Origin of the sequence: Citrobacter sp. Cf072 (assembly GCF_030334485.1) — a bacterium.
Lineage (GTDB): Bacteria > Pseudomonadota > Gammaproteobacteria > Enterobacterales > Enterobacteriaceae > Citrobacter > Citrobacter freundii.
Genome location: NZ_JAOWDX010000045.1, coordinates 623,101 through 638,611 on the forward strand (window position 1 = coordinate 623,101; position 15,511 = coordinate 638,611).

The following is a 15,511-nucleotide window of genomic DNA, read 5'->3' on the forward strand; positions in this document are numbered from 1 at the left end:
CAGGGCTGGGCGATCTCCGCGATCGCAAACGATGCTTAACCTGTTAAGGATATTCCATGAACAGCATAAAACTAGAATGGAAACGTGGTGACTGGGCAGCTTACTTTGGGCTGATGACCAACAACCTGACTAACCTGCTGACAATGATGGGGCTGCTCATTTTTGTCGTCGGGATCCCTACCGAAATTGTCTATGGTCGCATTGCGCCTGCCTTTGGTCTGGCGGTGCTGGTGGCCAGCGTCTGCTACGCCTGGTTTGGCCTGCAGATGGCAAAACACACCGGGCGTAAAGACGTGACGGCGCTGCCGTCCGGACCGAGCGCACCGTCAATCTTTACCGTAACCTTCCTGGTACTGATGCCGGTTTATCAGCAAACCAAAGATGCCAACTTTGCTATCCAGATAGCCCTGGTGTGGTGCTTTGTCGAAGCGTTGATCCTGGTCGGCGGCTCCTTCCTGGGCGAGACCATCCGCAAGATGATTCCACGTACGGTACTGCTTTCTTGTCTGTCCGGCCTGGGACTGTTGCTGCTGGCGATGAACCCGATGCTGCAGGCATTCGAAGCGCCGACCGTCTCCTTCATCGTCCTGTTGCTGATCTTCATTAACTGGTTCGGTAAGAAGCCGATTTTTGCCCGCATTCCTACCGGCTTGCTGCTGCTGATTGCCGGTACGGCCCTGGCGTGGATCTCCGGTTTACAAAGCCCGGAGGCCATTAAAGCGTCGATGTCTTCCTTTGGCTTCAACCCGCCGGAAATTCATGTCGACAGCTTCCTGCAAGGTTTGCCGCATGCACTGCCGTATCTGGCTTCTGCGGTTCCTCTGGGTCTGGCGAACTACATTTTCGACCTTGAGAACATTGAAAGTGCGCACGCGGCGGGGGATGAGTACAACACCCGTAAGGTGATGATGGCGAACGGCTTTGCCTCCATGCTTGGCTGCATGCTGGGCAACCCGTTCCCGGTGACCGTGTATGTTGGGCATGCGGGCTGGAAAGCGATGGGCGCCAGCATCGGCTATACCCTCGCTTCAGGCATCACCATGTTCCTGGTACCGCTGTTTGGCCTGGGCGCGTTTATGCTCGCCATTATTCCGATGACTGCGATAGTGCCGATTCTGGTGTTTATCGGCGTGGTGACCGCCAACCAGGTGGTGCGAGAAACGCCCAAAGTCGAGGTTCCTGTCATCTTCATCTGCCTGTTCCCGTGGATCGCTAACTGGGCATTGACCATCGTTAACAGCGTGATGGGCGCCGCCGGAACATCTGCGGGGAAACTGGGTAGCGACTTACTGCACAGCAAAGGTGTCTATTACGACGGACTGGTGCATCTGGGAAGCGGTGCGCCGCTGGCCAGCATGCTGTGGGGCTGCGTTGCTATCTTCGCCATTATGAATAAGCCGCTGCGCGGGGCGATTGCCGCAGCCTTTGGGGCACTGTTATCGCTGTTTGGCGTGATCCACTCCCCGGCAGTTGGCTTTGCTGAGGGCAGCTCGATGATGTTTGTTGTGGCCTACCTGATGATGAGCGGCATGTTTGTCCTCAAGCATGTTCTTGATAGCCGTGAAGCGGTGACTGCGCCTGAGCAGGAACCGACGAAAACGACCTGAATCGCCTGTAAGCGGAAGATAACACTATGAAAGAACTTGTGGTCGTTGCCATTGGCGGCAACAGCATTATCAAAGATAACGCCAGCCAGTCGATTGAGCACCAGGCTGAAGCGGTGAAGGCGGTGGCGGATACGGTGCTGGAGATGTTGGCATCGGACTACAACATTGTGCTGACACACGGTAACGGGCCGCAGGTGGGGCTGGATCTCCGACGTGCGGAAATCGCGCACGAGCGTGAAGGGTTGCCGCTTACCCCGCTGGCAAACTGCGTCGCAGATACGCAGGGGGGCATCGGCTATTTGATCCAACAGGCGCTGAACAACCGTCTGGCACGACGCGGCGAGCAGAAGGCGGTCACGGTGGTCACGCAGGTGGAGGTCGACAAAAACGATCCCGGTTTTGCTAACCCGACCAAGCCTATCGGGGCGTTTTTTAATGCAGCGCAGCGCGATGAGTTGCTTCGGGTCAATCCAGGCTGGCGCTTTGTTGAGGATTCGGGGCGTGGCTACCGCCGGGTTGTGGCTTCCCCTGAACCAAAACGTATTGTTGAAGCAGAGGCGATCAAAACGCTGACCCAGCAGGGGTTTGTAGTGATTGGTGCGGGTGGTGGTGGCATCCCGGTGGTGCGTAGCGATCAGGGGGATTACCAGAGCGTGGATGCAGTGATTGATAAAGATCTCTCCACGGCGTTGCTGGCACAGGAAATCCGTGCCGACATTCTGGTGATCACCACCGGCGTCGAGCAGGTCTGTATTCATTTTGGCAAACCTAACCAGCAGGCGCTGGATACGGTGGATGTCGCCACGATGACCCGTTACATGCAGGAGGGACATTTCCCGCCGGGCAGCATGTTACCCAAGATTGTTGCCAGCCTGGCGTTTCTGGAGCGTGGCGGTAAACGAGTGATCATCACCACGCCGGAATGCCTGCCCGCCGCACTGCGCGGCGAAACGGGCACCCATATTGTCCATTCCTGAGAGGAAATGCGAATGAAGGAAAGTAACAGCCGCCGTGAATTTTTAAGCCAGAGCGGAAAAATGGTCACTGCTGCCGCGCTGTTTGGCGCAGTCGCCCCGGTCGCGTATGCTGCTAATCCTGTCGGGAACACCTGCGGGTCGAAGAGCACAATGACGATTAACGATAAGCACTATTACCTGGATAACGTCCTGCTGGAAGCGGGGTTTGATTACGAAAACTCAGTGGTGGTGCACACCCGTACCGCGCTGCAAACCGTTGAAATCCAGGACGGGAAAATAGTTGCGCTGCGCGAGAATAAGCAGCATCCGGATGCGACGCTGCCGCACTACGATGCGGGTGGAAAGCTGATGCTGCCCGCCATGCGCGACATGCATATCCATCTGGATAAAACCTTTTACGGCGGTCCCTGGCGTTCGCTGAACCGTCCGGCGGGCACCACCATTCAGGATATGATCCGCCTGGAACAAAAGCTGCTGCCTGAACTCCAGCCTTACACCCAGGAGCGGGCGGAAAAGCTGATCGATCTGCTGCAATCCAAAGGCACCTCGATTGCCCGCAGTCACTGCAACATAGAACCGGTTTCCGGACTGAAAAACCTGGAGAACCTGCAGGCGGTGCTGGCGCGTCGCCAGCCTGGTTTTGCCTGTGAAATTGTGGCATTTCCACAGCATGGTCTGCTGTTATCAAAATCTGAACCGCTAATGCGTGAAGCGATGCAGGCGGGAGCGCATTATGTCGGCGGTCTGGACCCAACCAGCGTGGATGGGGCGATGGAAAAATCACTCGATACCATGTTCCAGATTGCGCTCGATTACAACAAAGGCGTGGATATCCATCTGCATGAAACCAGTCCGGTGGGCGTGGCGGCGGTGAATTACATGGTAGAAACGGTGGAGAAAACGCCGCAGTTAAAGGGCAAACTGACCATCAGCCACGCGTTTGCGCTGTCTACGCTGAACGAACAGCAGGTGGATGAACTCGCAACCCGCATGGCGGCGCAGCAGATTACCATTGCCTCGACGGTGCCGATTGGCACGATGCACATGCCGCTAAAACAGCTGCGCGACAAAGGCGTGGAAGTGATTACCGGGACCGACAGCGTGATTGACCACTGGTCGCCGTACGGCCTGGGAGACATGCTGGAGAAGGCGAATCTGTACGCGCAGCTCTATATTCGCCCGAATGAACTCAACCTGTCGCGGGCGCTGTTTCTCGCTACCGGTGATGTGCTGCCGCTTAACGATAAAGGTGAGCGCGTCTGGCCGAAAGCGCAGGATGAAGCCAGCTTTGTGCTGGTAGATGCTTCATGCTCAGCGGAAGCGGTCGCGCGAATCTCCCCACGCACTGCGACCTTCCATAAAGGGCAACTGGTGTGGGGGAATGTCGCAAGCTAGCCTGGTTCTACGCGCAGCGGCTATCGCTGCTGCGCTCCCATATATTAACCGACGATCCCCATATAGCCGTGAATCCCCATATATAAGCCGACCATTGCAATGAGCACGCTGGAAAAATAGGGCGCTTTGCGTGCCAGCGTGTTAAATCCGCTCCAACGCTTGGCCGCCTGCTGCACGCTGATTGCCGCACCCACGCCCACCGTTACCAGTGTCAGCGCCAGCCCGAGGCTGAAGCACAGCACCATGGTGGCGCCCAGCGTGAAGGCTTTGAGCTGGATGCATATCAGCAGCACCGTAATGGCAGCTGGGCACGGGATCAGCCCGCCAGTCAGACCGAACAGTAATATTTGGCCGTTGGTGACCTCTTTGCCCGCAAAGCGGCGCTGAATATCGGTGGCATGCGCCCGTTCGTGGGCATCCTGATACTCTTTCGAACCCTCGCTCAGCCCTGCTAACGCGGCATGGTTATGATCGTGGTCATGATGATGGTGATGATCGTCATCGTGATCATGATGATGGTGGTGATAGTCGTCATGAACATGGTGGTGGTGATGTCCGTGATCGTGGTCGTGATGCGTCTGGGCCAGCCAGTTCTGCTCTCCCTGCCAGGTTCGCCAGAACATCCAGAATGCGGTCCCGAGAATAATTATCGCCGAGACAAATTGCAGCCAGGGCTCAACGGCCTGGGCGGTAAACGCTTTGCTGATATACATCCCACCGAGCGCAATCAGCCATACTACGGCGGTATGCGACAGCGTTGCTGCCAGCCCCAGCATCACCGCCTGTTTGATGGTCCCCTTAATAGCAATAATAAAGGCCGCCATCATCGTCTTGGAATGCCCTGGTTCCAGACCGTGCAACACCCCTAATAGAATCGCGCTGGGAATGAAAAACCAGGCGTTGCCTTGCTGAAGTAGCGTAGAAAACTCACCCATGAGAATGATTCTTAGTTGTTTAATTTCGCCTGATTCTACTCCCCCCCAGTATCAAATACTACCCCCCAGTAGAATGTCGATGGTATTGTCCTTACAGCCAGACGTTAAAAAGGTAAAGTTATGTCACATACGATCCGCGACAAACAAAAGCTGAAAGCCCGAACCAGCAAGATTCAGGGGCAGGTAGCGGCGTTGAAAACCATGCTGGATGAACCGCATGAATGCGCGGCGGTATTGCAGCAAATAGCGGCGATCCGCGGGGCAGTAAATGGATTAATGCGCGAAGTGATTAAAGGTCATCTGACCGAGCACATTGTGCATCAGGGCGATGAAATAAAGCGCGAAGAAGATTTGGATGTGATTCTGAAAGTACTGGATTCGTACATCAAATAAGCCAGTTTAACGGCTCATCCACACACTAATGAATGAGCCGTTGATAACGTCATTTAGCCAAAAAACATCACAGATACGCACAGCAGACCGACAATCAGGGTGATCAGATTACCCACTGAACGGTACGGCTTCAGCGCCGGGATCAGATAGGTAGACAATGTCGGCATGATAAACAGAATCATGGCAATCAGCGGCCCACTAATCGCGTAAATCATTGAAATAGCATTAGGATTAATGCAGCAGATGATAAACGTGATAGCCGAGACCAGCATGATGGACAGGGCGCGGTTAAAGGCCCGGCTTTTCTTCACACCCACCTGATGCAACGATGTTTTTACTACCTCCGTTGCCCCTTCAATCACGCCAAAGTAGGTGCCGAGGAACGATTTTGACATCGCCACGACGGCAACGATGATCCCTGAAATCGACAGCCATGCCGGTGCGTTAGGCATCATCGATAGTGCTGACAGAATGGTCACGCCTTCATTTTTTGCATCCTCGATATAGTTTGTCGGAATCGAAAGCAAACAGCTGAAAACGAAAAACAGCACGCTCAGGCAGATGATGACGTAGGCTACCTTCATGATTTTTTTGCATTTACCCATGGCCTGCTCGCCATATTTCTCACGTCGATCAATGGCAAACGTGGAGATAATTGGCGTATGGCTAAAAGCGAAAACCATCACGGGAATAGATATCCAAACCTGATGAAGCGTGTGCTGATCGACAGACATCTGGCCGGTGAGTAACGTTGGCTGCCAGCTTCCGGTCAGGTAGAGCGAAAGGAATAAAAAATACGCGATGAGCGGGAACACCAGAAAGCCCATCACCCGGATGGTGGCTTGTCGACCCATCAGAAAAATTAAATTCAGCACCAGTACCACGCCCAGACTGACCAGCATACGCACGCGAAGATCTATCTCGATATGTTTTGCCAGCTGTTCGGTGAGTGAGTTGGTTATCGCCACGGCGTAGATCAGTACCACCACAAAGAAGGCAATAAAATAGAGGGTGGTGATCAGGCTGCCAATCTTCTTGCCGTAGTAGTGTGTAACCGCGCCAGTGATCCCCTCACCAGCCGACGTTTTTGAAGACAGGATAAACTGGCACAGCGCCTTGTGCGGCCAGTAGGTTAAAGGCCAGGCGACGAGAGCGGTGATAAACAATACCACCGCGCCTGCAGAACCCAGCTGTATGGGGAGGAAGAGGGTTCCTGCGCCGACGGCAGTCCCATATAGTGCGAAGCTCCAGAGAGTCTCTTCTTTTGACCAAAATTTCGACATTATTTGAACGTATCAACTATAAAATAAACAAAAAGAAGCGCAATTTACCACAAATGGCAGGGGCTGGGGGAGGTGTGAACAAGCGGGCTGGTGAATGGATGAATAGCCGGAACCGAGAAAATTCCGACTATTATTTTAATTATCAGGCAGTAACGCGCTGCTGGCGACGCTTCATAACACGCTCGCGTAACGTGTCATAAGCCCAGTTATAGAACATGGTATACGGCAGGAAGAACAGGAAGAAACCTATTTCCAGCGTGAATGCCTGAAACAGGCTGACGTTCAGCACATACGCCACGATGCTCACCCCAATCACAATAAAACCACTCTCAAAACCTAAGGCGTGAAATGCTCGCACTTTTGCCGTACGTTTTACCAGGTGCGACGGCCACAGACGGTCAAACAGGGCGTTATAAATGATATTCCAGATCATCGCTGTAGTGGCGAGAAGAATGGTCAGTCCGCCCATTTCCAGCACCGAGCGCTGCATCAACCATGCGGTGGTTGGTGCGAGAACAGCGGTGGCAATGCCTTCAAAGCAGACGGCATGAAAAATACGCTCTACTAACGAGCGGCGTTGGACTGTATCGTGTTGCATAACCTAAAACCTTCTTTGATGCCCGGATAACGGAATGGTGGCAATTTTATCGTTTAATGTGATATCTAAAAGATAGTACCCATCGATAAAGTAGATAGTTCATGCGTTACTCTCCTGAAGCGTTAACGGCATTTGTGGAGACCGTTTCCTGCGGTTCATTTTCTGCGGCGGCCCGGCGGCTGCGCAAAAGCCAGTCCACCATCAGTACGGCCATTGCGCATCTGGAAGCCGACCTTGGTTTTGCGCTGTTTGACCGTTCATCACGCCAGCCAACGCTGACCGAAGAAGGTAAGCGGGTGCTGGGTTATGTGCAGGCGATTCTGACGGCCAGCGAACGACTGGATGAAGCGGCGATCTCGCTGTCGGGTGAAACGGAAGCGCGTCTGACCTTCGTGTTGTCAGACACGCTGCATCCGGATGTGCTGGAAGAGTTGATGGTGCAGTTTGATCGCAAGTTTCCCCATACTGAGTTTGAATGTCTGATTGGCGAAGACGAGGACGTGATCGATCTGCTGCAAAAAGGACGTGCTCAGGTGGGGTTGATCGAAGCGCGGGAGGATTACCCGACCGACATGGGCGTTACGCGTCTGCCGATGCAAACCTGGATGGGATTATACGTGGCGGTATCGCATCCTTTGGCGGCTCAAGAAAAACTGCAGTGGGAACAGCTGCATACCTGGCGCGAGCTGCGTCTGAATACCTATCTGGAAAGCGGGACTAACGTGGCGCGCGGTCCCGTCTGGTCGGCTCCTAACTACCTGTTATTGCTAAGTATGGCTGTTCAGGGATTCGGCTGGTGCGCGCTCCCGTGTGCGCTGGTGGAGGAGTTTGCGGCAGAAAAACCATTGGTTCAATTAAAGCTGCCCGGCTGGCCAAAGGCTATCTCTATCGATCTGTTGTGGAATAAGAAATCACCGCCTGGCGTGGCGGGAAGTTGGCTGCGCGACCATTTACAGCAGAGTGGCGTTCAGATGACCAATAAATGATACGAATTTCCTTTGTGATAAAAATCACCGTTTTTAAACAACCTTGATAACTCTTTTTAACAATCATCTACTATTGCGGTGTTATTTTGCGCTGAGGTGGTGATGAAAGAGGTTGTGATAGTCGGGGCGTTAAGGACACCGATTGGTTGCTTCCAGGGGACGCTGGCGCGCCATTCTGCCGTTGAATTAGGCAGCATGGTGGTCAGGGCTTTACTGGAACGCACAGGCGTGGACGTTCATGCTGTGGATGAAGTGATCCTCGGTCAGGTGCTTACCGCAGGTGCCGGGCAGAATCCGGCGCGTCAGTCTGCCATCAATGGTGGGCTACCCAATACCGTTTCTGCCATCACCATTAACGATGTCTGCGGTTCGGGCCTGAAAGCGCTGCATCTGGCGACCCAGGCTATCCAGTGCGGCGAAGCCGACATTGTGATTGCGGGCGGGCAAGAGAATATGAGCCGTGCCCCGCATGTCCTTACCGATAGCCGCACCGGCGCTCAACTGGGGAACAGCCAACTGGTCGACAGCCTGGTACATGACGGTCTGTGGGATGCCTTCAACGATTATCACATGGGCGTTACCGCGGAAAACCTGGCGCGAGAATACGGCATTAGCCGCGAATTGCAGGATGCCTACGCGCTGCACTCGCAGCACAAAGCGCGGATGGCAATTGATGCTGGACGCTTTAAAGATGAAATCGTGCCGGTGGTAACACAGCGTAATGGGCAATCATTGGTGGTGGATACCGACGAGCAGCCCCGTACCGATGCCAGCGCCGAAGGGCTGGCGCGTCTGGATCCTACCTTTGACAGGCTCGGTTCGGTAACGGCAGGTAACGCGTCATCCATCAATGACGGCGCCGCTGCGGTGATGATGATGAGCGAGGCCAAGGCGCAAGAGTTGAACTTACCTGTACTGGCCCGTATTCGCGCCTTTGCCAGCGTCGGGGTCGACCCTGCGCTCATGGGGATTGCGCCAGTGTATGCGACGCGCCGCTGCCTTGAGCGTGTGGGCTGGCAACTGGCAGATGTTGATCTTATCGAAGCTAATGAGGCCTTCGCCGCGCAGGCATTATCCGTTGGGAAAATGCTGGAGTGGGATGAACGGCGGGTGAATGTTAACGGCGGAGCCATTGCGCTCGGTCACCCGATTGGCGCATCTGGCTGCCGAATTCTGGTTTCGCTGGTGCATGAAATGGTGAAGCGTCGGGCGCATAAGGGCCTGGCAACGCTGTGTATCGGTGGTGGTCAGGGGGTGGCGCTCGCTATCGAACGAGATTAACGATCTTACATTTACCGTCTTAAACGCCTTTCTAAGAGTTTCCCTGCACCTGTAAAAAAGCCCTCCAGCAGGAGGGCAAGGCCAGTTACAGAAACATACACTCTAAACAAAGTTAACTTATCAAAACATTGTTTCATTTCATGTGATTAACTGCGCACTTTGTTAGAAAAGGTGTCTTTTCGACTGATCATCTCGGCTGAATTTTCCATTTTTTATCCCTGCCCCTAATGAATAAATAAATTTATCGTATTGTTATTCAATCATTTTATTAAGGTCCATTTCGCTATTCATACGCGCTAGCGTGATCGCACTTACACTTTTGATAATAAGATGCGAAAAAAGTGAAACATCGTTTTATTTATAATTGAAAACACATTCAGGGAGGAATATCATGAGTGCATAAGATAAAACGGAACAGCGTTTTGCTATTCGTTTAAGCATTCACGGTCAATTTATCACTGGAGGTAAATGTGGACGTAAGACAAAGCATCCATAGTGCGCATGCGAAAACCCTGGACACTCAGGGGCTGCGTAATGAGTTTTTGGTCGAAGAAGTGTTTGTCGCAGATGAATACACCATGGTCTACAGCCACATCGACCGCATCATTGTTGGCGGCATTATGCCAGTGGCCAAAACCGTCTCTGTGGGTGGCGAAGTCGGCAAACAGCTGGGCGTAACCTATTTCCTCGAACGTCGTGAGCTGGGTGTGATCAATATCGGCGGCCCGGGCACGATTACCGTTGACGGCCAGTGCTATGAAATTGGCCATCGCGACGCGCTGTACGTCGGAAAAGGGGCAAAAGAGGTGGTATTCGCCAGTATTGATACGACAAAACCGGCGAAGTTCTACTACAACTGCGCGCCGGCCCACACGACTTACCCAACTAAGAAAGTCACGCCTGCAGACGTTGCGCCAGTGACGCTGGGCGATAACCTCACCAGTAACCGTCGTACCATCAACAAATACTTTGTGCCGGATGTTCTGGAAACCTGCCAGTTGAGCATGGGTCTGACTGAACTGGCACCGGGTAACCTGTGGAACACCATGCCGTGTCATACCCATGAACGTCGTATGGAAGTCTATTTCTACTTCAATATGGAAGAAGATACCTGCGTATTCCACATGATGGGGCAGCCTCAGGAAACGCGTCATATTGTGATGCACAACGAGCAGGCGGTGATTTCTCCAAGCTGGTCTATTCACTCCGGTGTCGGCACAAAAGCGTATACGTTCATTTGGGGCATGGTCGGCGAAAACCAGGTCTTTGATGATATGGACCATGTTGCAGTAAAAGATCTGCGCTAGTTGCGGGCGACAGCCGTGCCTGCTGCGGCGGGCATTATAAAAAATTAAGGATTTACAATGATTTTGAATGCATTCTCTCTTGAAGGTAAAGTCGCCGTTGTGACCGGTTGTGATACCGGTTTGGGTCAGGGTATGGCGCTGGGCCTGGCTGAAGCGGGCTGCGATATCGTCGGTATCAACATTGTTGAACCGACAGAAACCATCGAACGTGTGACCGCACTGGGCCGCCGTTTTTTAAGCCTGACCGCCGATCTGCGTCAAATCGACGGTATTCCGGCGTTGCTGGAGCGCGCAGTGGCAGAATTTGGCCATATCGATATTCTGGTCAACAACGCGGGTCTTATCCGTCGTGACGATGCGATCGACTTCAGCGAAAAAGACTGGGATGACGTGATGAACCTGAACATTAAGAGCGTGTTCTTTATGTCTCAGGCCGCGGCGAAGCACTTTATCGCCCAGGGTAACGGCGGTAAAATTATCAACATCGCCTCTATGCTTTCCTTCCAGGGCGGGATCCGCGTGCCGTCTTACACCGCGTCTAAAAGCGGCGTAATGGGTGTTACCCGTCTGATGGCGAACGAGTGGGCAAAACATAACATCAACGTCAACGCGATTGCACCGGGTTACATGGCGACGAATAACACTCAACAGCTGCGTGCTGATGAGCAGCGTAGCGCAGAAATCCTCGATCGTATTCCGGCGGGGCGTTGGGGTCTGCCGAGCGACCTGATGGGGCCTGTCGTGTTCCTGGCGTCCAGCGCATCTGACTATATCAACGGCTATACCGTTGCGGTAGACGGCGGCTGGCTGGCGCGTTAATTGCTTTCCAGAGCCAACAAACCCTGCTAAATGGCAGGGTTTTTTTTACTTTTGAATCATTAAAATCCATATTGTGGTTATAAATTATTCCATATTAAATTTCATGCGTATCAATTTATTGTTTTTAATATTCTTTAATATCAATAAATTAAATTTAATTGAGTGATTGTCGGTAAATTTTAAAATTGGAATATCCATCACATAACGATGTGGTGTAGCTATTTAATCCATGTTTTTGCCGTTTCCCGCCTGACGCTTCCTGCAAGGGATCCCTTACTTTCAATGGCATGGTTACTCTGTATCTGGCAGGAAAAAATGGTCTCAATAAATAATGATGCTGCTTTAGCGCCGCGCCCAGTGCGCGATACGCGACGTATGAATATGTTTGTTTCTATCTCTGCGGCTGTCGCAGGGTTGTTATTCGGCCTGGATATTGGCGTGATTGCCGGGGCGTTGCCTTTCATCACCGATCACTTTGTGTTGACCAGCCGCCTGCAGGAGTGGGTGGTCAGCAGCATGATGCTGGGCGCGGCAATTGGTGCGCTGTTTAACGGTTGGCTGTCATTCCGCCTGGGACGTAAATACAGTCTGATGGCGGGGGCGATCCTTTTCGTCGTCGGATCTCTGGGCTCGGCGTTTGCCTCCAGCGTAGAAATGCTCATTTTTGCCCGCGTGGTACTGGGCGTTGCGGTGGGGATCGCCTCTTACACCGCACCGCTCTATCTCTCTGAAATGGCCAGCGAAAACGTGCGTGGCAAGATGATCAGTATGTATCAGCTGATGGTGACGTTGGGCATCGTTCTGGCCTTTTTGTCTGATACCGCGTTCAGCTACAGCGGTAACTGGCGCGCTATGCTGGGCGTGCTGGCTCTTCCGGCTGTATTGCTGATTATTCTGGTTGTGTTCCTGCCCAACAGCCCGCGCTGGCTGGCGGAAAAAGGTCGCCACATTGAAGCTGAAGAAGTATTGCGAATGCTGCGCGATACGTCAGAAAAGGCCCGCGATGAGCTGAACGAAATCCGTGAAAGCTTGAAGCTGAAGCAGGGTGGTTGGGCGCTGTTTAAAATTAACCGTAACGTGCGCCGCGCAGTTTTTCTTGGGATGTTACTGCAGGCGATGCAGCAGTTCACCGGGATGAACATCATCATGTATTACGCGCCGCGCATTTTCAAAATGGCGGGTTTTACCACCACAGAGCAGCAGATGATTGCCACGCTGGTGGTTGGCTTAACGTTTATGTTCGCTACCTTTATTGCCGTCTTCACGGTCGACAAAGCAGGACGTAAACCGGCGCTGAAAATTGGTTTCAGCGTAATGGCCATCGGGACGCTGGTGCTCGGATATTGCCTGATGCAGTTTGATAACGGCACGGCTTCCAGTGGACTATCCTGGCTGTCAGTTGGCATGACGATGATGTGTATTGCAGGCTATGCGATGAGCGCCGCGCCGGTGGTGTGGATCCTGTGTTCGGAAATTCAGCCGCTGAAATGCCGTGATTTTGGTATTACCTGCTCCACCACCACCAACTGGGTGTCGAACATGATCATTGGTGCAACGTTCCTGACGCTGCTCGATAGCATTGGCGCCGCCGGTACGTTCTGGCTATATACTGCGCTGAACGTCGTGTTTATCGGTATTACGTTCTGGCTGATTCCAGAAACCAAAAACGTCACGCTTGAGCATATCGAACGTAAGCTGATGGCAGGTGAGAAGTTAAGAGATATTGGGGTGTAAATGTTGAGACGGAGTGTCGGATGACGTCTCATGTAAGCCGGGTAAGCGATACCCGGCTTTTTTATTTAGCGCTTTACCCGTGTAGAAAATCTTCGCGTATGGGCGTAAAGGTATCCAGCAGCGTTCCCGGTTTTAAACAGACGCAGCCATGCATAATGTTGGGTTGTTTATACAGGGTATCGCCCGCCCTAACGACATGCTTTTCTTCGCCGATGGTAAATTCAAACTCACCGGACAACACGTAAGTCAGCTGCTCGTGCGGATGATTGTGCATCGGGCCTATCGCGCCTTGCTCGAAGTTCACCTCAACCGCCATCATGTTACCGTCGTGAGCAAGAATGCGCCGGGTAACGCCATTGCCCAGATCGTCAAGTGTGGTCTCTTTATGAAAAATAAACATCCGGCCTTCCTGTAATTAATTAAAACAATGTTTCATTAAACCTATATCAGAAAATTAAAAAAAGAAATGCACGCCAACATATGTGGAAAGTTGATCACATCTTTGGTTCACTGGAGAGACAACAACGAGTCAGGGGAAATGATGAAAACGATCGGTCTGTTAGGCGGTATGAGCTGGGAATCTACCATTCCTTATTATCGACTCATTAATGAAGGGGTAAAACAGCGCCTGGGCGGCCTGCATTCAGCGCAGATCCTGCTGCACAGCGTGGATTTTCATGAGATTGAGTTGTGCCAGAGTCGCGGTGAGTGGGATAAAGCAGGCGATATTCTGGCGCAGGCGGCGCTGGGGTTACAGCAGGCGGGTGCGGAAGGGATTGTGCTGTGTACCAACACCATGCACAAGGTTGCTGAGGCGATTGAAGCCGCCTGTGATGTGCCATTCCTGCATATTGCCGATGCGACGGGTCGGGCGATACAAAAGCAGCAGATGCGCAATGTGGCGCTACTGGGCACGCGTTACACCATGGAGCAGGATTTTTATCGCGGGCGTTTACAGACTGAATTTGGCATTAGCACGCTGATTCCTGACGCTGATGACCGTCAGAAAATAAACCAAATTATTTTCGATGAGCTGTGTCTCGGTGAATTCAGCGAGTCCTCCCGCGACTATTACCTGAGCGTCATTAACCAGTTAGCGAAACAGGGGGCGCAAGGGGTGATATTTGGCTGTACCGAGATTGGTCTGCTGGTTCCCACCGAGCGAAGCCCACTACCGGTTTTCGACACCGCGGCAATCCATGCGCAAGATGCGGTGGCATTTATGCTTTCGGTTGTGGATGCAAAATAGCCTCCAGCGGGTCAATAAGACTTGGTAGATGGTCCTGAAGATGCGCCGTAAAAGCATCAACCAGCGCCGAGGCGGGGCGATGAAGTGGGTGAATCAGGCTGACCGTAAAGGGTACCGAAATACTGAAGCGGCGGATGACGACCCCGCTACTGGCGTAATCCAGCGCGGTCAGTGGGTTTACCACCGAGATCCCCACGCCTGCCCGCACCATTGCACAAATTGAAGCGGCACTATGGGTTTCAATCACCATACGGCGCTTCACCTGGTGCTCATTAAACAGGCTATCCAGTAGCTGACGGTAACTGTCGGTCCGTGACAGGCTGATGTAGTTTTCCCCCTGAAAATCCTGCGGCGTTAACACCGCTTTCTTAGTCAGCGGATGCCCCTGGGGCAGCACACACACTTCATCCAGCGCCAGCAATTCGGTGCGTTTTGTTCCGGCTGGCGTATGCAGCGTTTCCGTTAACCCCAGATCGTGGCGCTGCGCCGACAGCCACTCTTCCAGCAGCGGTGACTCCTGCGGCACTATCTGAATATTGACCTGCGGATAGCGTGCGAGGAATGGCTGCAGCAGTGGTGGTAAAAAGGACTGTGAGAATACCGGCAGGCAAACAATCGACAATTCGCCCTGGCGAAACTCGCGCAGGCTTTCGGCGGCGCTCACAATTCTGTCCAGGCCATACCACGAACGTTGCACCTCTTCAAACAGACGTAACCCTTGCACGGTTGGGTGCAGCCGGCCACGCGTGCGTTCAAACAGCGTTAATCCCAGTACTTTCTCGAATCGGGCCAGTTCCCGACTGACGGTGGGCTGCGAGGTATGTAGCATGCGCGCGGCTTCCGTCAGATTGCCTGCCGTCATGATGGCGTGAAAAATTTCGATGTGTCGCAGGTTAACGGCGGGCATGGGCAATCCTCGAATGAACCAATCCATATCATTTTTGCAT

At 52.9% G+C, this 15,511-nt stretch carries 15 protein-coding genes; 10 read left to right on the forward strand and 5 right to left on the reverse strand.

All coding sequences use genetic code 11. The features are described from left to right. Window positions 1-56 precede the first annotated feature (56 nt). Genes OGX66_RS15360 through OGX66_RS15370 form a run of 3 tightly spaced genes read left to right on the forward strand, consistent with a single transcriptional unit; the run spans window position 57 to window position 3,979 of the window. Window positions 57-1,607 carry a hypothetical protein gene (locus OGX66_RS15360; protein ID WP_003840986.1) on the forward strand — a complete coding sequence of 517 codons (1,551 nt, stop codon included), beginning with the start codon at window positions 57-59 and terminating at the stop codon, window positions 1,605-1,607. Between the two features lie 26 nt (window positions 1,608-1,633). After that, complete coding sequence (locus tag OGX66_RS15365) at window positions 1,634-2,584, forward strand: carbamate kinase family protein (protein WP_061549750.1); 951 nt, start codon at window positions 1,634-1,636, stop codon at window positions 2,582-2,584. Window positions 2,585-2,596: 12 nt separating this feature from the next. Continuing rightward, window positions 2,597-3,979 carry an amidohydrolase family protein gene (locus OGX66_RS15370; protein ID WP_088903089.1) on the forward strand — a complete coding sequence of 461 codons (1,383 nt, stop codon included), beginning with the start codon at window positions 2,597-2,599 and terminating at the stop codon, window positions 3,977-3,979. A 44-nt stretch (window positions 3,980-4,023) separates the two neighbouring features. Here the strand turns inward: OGX66_RS15370 and OGX66_RS15375 are convergent, their stop codons facing one another. Further along, on the reverse strand, window positions 4,024-4,914 hold the full coding sequence (locus OGX66_RS15375) for a nickel/cobalt efflux protein RcnA (protein ID WP_003840982.1): 891 nt from the start codon (window positions 4,912-4,914) through the stop codon (window positions 4,024-4,026). Between the two features lie 120 nt (window positions 4,915-5,034). Between OGX66_RS15375 and rcnR the strand changes: the two genes are divergently transcribed. Beyond that, window positions 5,035-5,307, forward strand: coding sequence for a Ni(II)/Co(II)-binding transcriptional repressor RcnR (gene rcnR, locus OGX66_RS15380; RefSeq protein WP_003033900.1), 273 nt, complete (start codon window positions 5,035-5,037; stop codon window positions 5,305-5,307). Window positions 5,308-5,360: 53 nt separating this feature from the next. On the opposite strand, the gene OGX66_RS15385 is transcribed toward rcnR, so the two are convergent. Both OGX66_RS15385 and OGX66_RS15390 read right to left on the reverse strand, forming a co-directional pair. After that, window positions 5,361-6,590: an amino acid permease gene (locus OGX66_RS15385; protein ID WP_003840979.1), complete on the reverse strand. Its 1,230-nt coding sequence runs from the start codon at window positions 6,588-6,590 to the stop codon at window positions 5,361-5,363. Window positions 6,591-6,732: 142 nt separating this feature from the next. After that, on the reverse strand, window positions 6,733-7,188 hold the full coding sequence (locus tag OGX66_RS15390; protein ID WP_003840976.1) for a multidrug/biocide efflux PACE transporter: 456 nt from the start codon (window positions 7,186-7,188) through the stop codon (window positions 6,733-6,735). Between the two features lie 101 nt (window positions 7,189-7,289). Between OGX66_RS15390 and OGX66_RS15395 the strand changes: the two genes are divergently transcribed. The 5 genes from OGX66_RS15395 (at window position 7,290) to araE (ending at window position 13,315) form a co-directional block, all read left to right on the forward strand. Next, the gene (locus OGX66_RS15395; protein ID WP_044713439.1) at window positions 7,290-8,174 is read left to right on the forward strand and encodes a LysR family transcriptional regulator; all 885 of its coding nucleotides are present in this window, start codon (window positions 7,290-7,292) and stop codon (window positions 8,172-8,174) included. A 102-nt stretch (window positions 8,175-8,276) separates the two neighbouring features. Further along, window positions 8,277-9,455 carry an acetyl-CoA C-acetyltransferase gene (locus tag OGX66_RS15400; RefSeq protein WP_003033912.1) on the forward strand — a complete coding sequence of 393 codons (1,179 nt, stop codon included), beginning with the start codon at window positions 8,277-8,279 and terminating at the stop codon, window positions 9,453-9,455. Between the two features lie 470 nt (window positions 9,456-9,925). Then, window positions 9,926-10,762, forward strand: a complete 837-nt coding sequence (gene kduI, locus OGX66_RS15405; RefSeq protein WP_003840972.1) for a 5-dehydro-4-deoxy-D-glucuronate isomerase — start codon at window positions 9,926-9,928, stop codon at window positions 10,760-10,762. Between the two features lie 57 nt (window positions 10,763-10,819). Continuing rightward, a complete protein-coding gene (kduD, locus tag OGX66_RS15410) occupies window positions 10,820-11,581 on the forward strand; it encodes a 2-dehydro-3-deoxy-D-gluconate 5-dehydrogenase KduD (RefSeq protein WP_003033923.1) in 762 nt (253 codons plus the stop codon). Window positions 11,582-11,896: 315 nt separating this feature from the next. Beyond that, complete coding sequence (araE, locus tag OGX66_RS15415) at window positions 11,897-13,315, forward strand: arabinose-proton symporter AraE (RefSeq protein WP_003033926.1); 1,419 nt, start codon at window positions 11,897-11,899, stop codon at window positions 13,313-13,315. 73 nt (window positions 13,316-13,388) lie between these two features. Here the strand turns inward: araE and OGX66_RS15420 are convergent, their stop codons facing one another. Beyond that, window positions 13,389-13,715 carry a cupin domain-containing protein gene (locus OGX66_RS15420; protein WP_003033932.1) on the reverse strand — a complete coding sequence of 109 codons (327 nt, stop codon included), beginning with the start codon at window positions 13,713-13,715 and terminating at the stop codon, window positions 13,389-13,391. Between the two features lie 141 nt (window positions 13,716-13,856). Between OGX66_RS15420 and OGX66_RS15425 the strand changes: the two genes are divergently transcribed. Further along, on the forward strand, window positions 13,857-14,564 hold the full coding sequence (locus OGX66_RS15425; protein ID WP_044713437.1) for an aspartate/glutamate racemase: 708 nt from the start codon (window positions 13,857-13,859) through the stop codon (window positions 14,562-14,564). Here OGX66_RS15425 and OGX66_RS15430 read toward each other — a convergent pair. Beyond that, window positions 14,536-15,471, reverse strand: a complete 936-nt coding sequence (locus tag OGX66_RS15430; RefSeq protein ID WP_044699798.1) for a LysR family transcriptional regulator — start codon at window positions 15,469-15,471, stop codon at window positions 14,536-14,538. The genes OGX66_RS15425 and OGX66_RS15430 overlap by 29 nt on opposite strands. Window positions 15,472-15,511 lie beyond the last annotated feature (40 nt).

Bases quoted from the DNA above. Each gene is read 5' to 3' on its own strand.
- OGX66_RS15360 (WP_003840986.1), top strand. From the start codon at position 57: ATGAACAGCATAAAACTAGAATGGAAACGTGGTGACTGGGCAGCTTAC.
- OGX66_RS15365 (WP_061549750.1), top strand. From the start codon at position 1,634: ATGAAAGAACTTGTGGTCGTTGCCATTGGCGGCAACAGCATTATCAAA.
- OGX66_RS15370 (WP_088903089.1), top strand. From the start codon at position 2,597: ATGAAGGAAAGTAACAGCCGCCGTGAATTTTTAAGCCAGAGCGGAAAA.
- OGX66_RS15375 (WP_003840982.1), bottom strand. From the start codon at position 4,914: ATGGGTGAGTTTTCTACGCTACTTCAGCAAGGCAACGCCTGGTTTTTC.
- rcnR (WP_003033900.1), top strand. From the start codon at position 5,035: ATGTCACATACGATCCGCGACAAACAAAAGCTGAAAGCCCGAACCAGC.
- OGX66_RS15385 (WP_003840979.1), bottom strand. From the start codon at position 6,590: ATGTCGAAATTTTGGTCAAAAGAAGAGACTCTCTGGAGCTTCGCACTA.
- OGX66_RS15390 (WP_003840976.1), bottom strand. From the start codon at position 7,188: ATGCAACACGATACAGTCCAACGCCGCTCGTTAGTAGAGCGTATTTTT.
- OGX66_RS15395 (WP_044713439.1), top strand. From the start codon at position 7,290: ATGCGTTACTCTCCTGAAGCGTTAACGGCATTTGTGGAGACCGTTTCC.
- OGX66_RS15400 (WP_003033912.1), top strand. From the start codon at position 8,277: ATGAAAGAGGTTGTGATAGTCGGGGCGTTAAGGACACCGATTGGTTGC.
- kduD (WP_003033923.1), top strand. From the start codon at position 10,820: ATGATTTTGAATGCATTCTCTCTTGAAGGTAAAGTCGCCGTTGTGACC.
- araE (WP_003033926.1), top strand. From the start codon at position 11,897: ATGGTCTCAATAAATAATGATGCTGCTTTAGCGCCGCGCCCAGTGCGC.
- OGX66_RS15420 (WP_003033932.1), bottom strand. From the start codon at position 13,715: ATGTTTATTTTTCATAAAGAGACCACACTTGACGATCTGGGCAATGGC.
- OGX66_RS15425 (WP_044713437.1), top strand. From the start codon at position 13,857: ATGAAAACGATCGGTCTGTTAGGCGGTATGAGCTGGGAATCTACCATT.
- OGX66_RS15430 (WP_044699798.1), bottom strand. From the start codon at position 15,471: ATGCCCGCCGTTAACCTGCGACACATCGAAATTTTTCACGCCATCATG.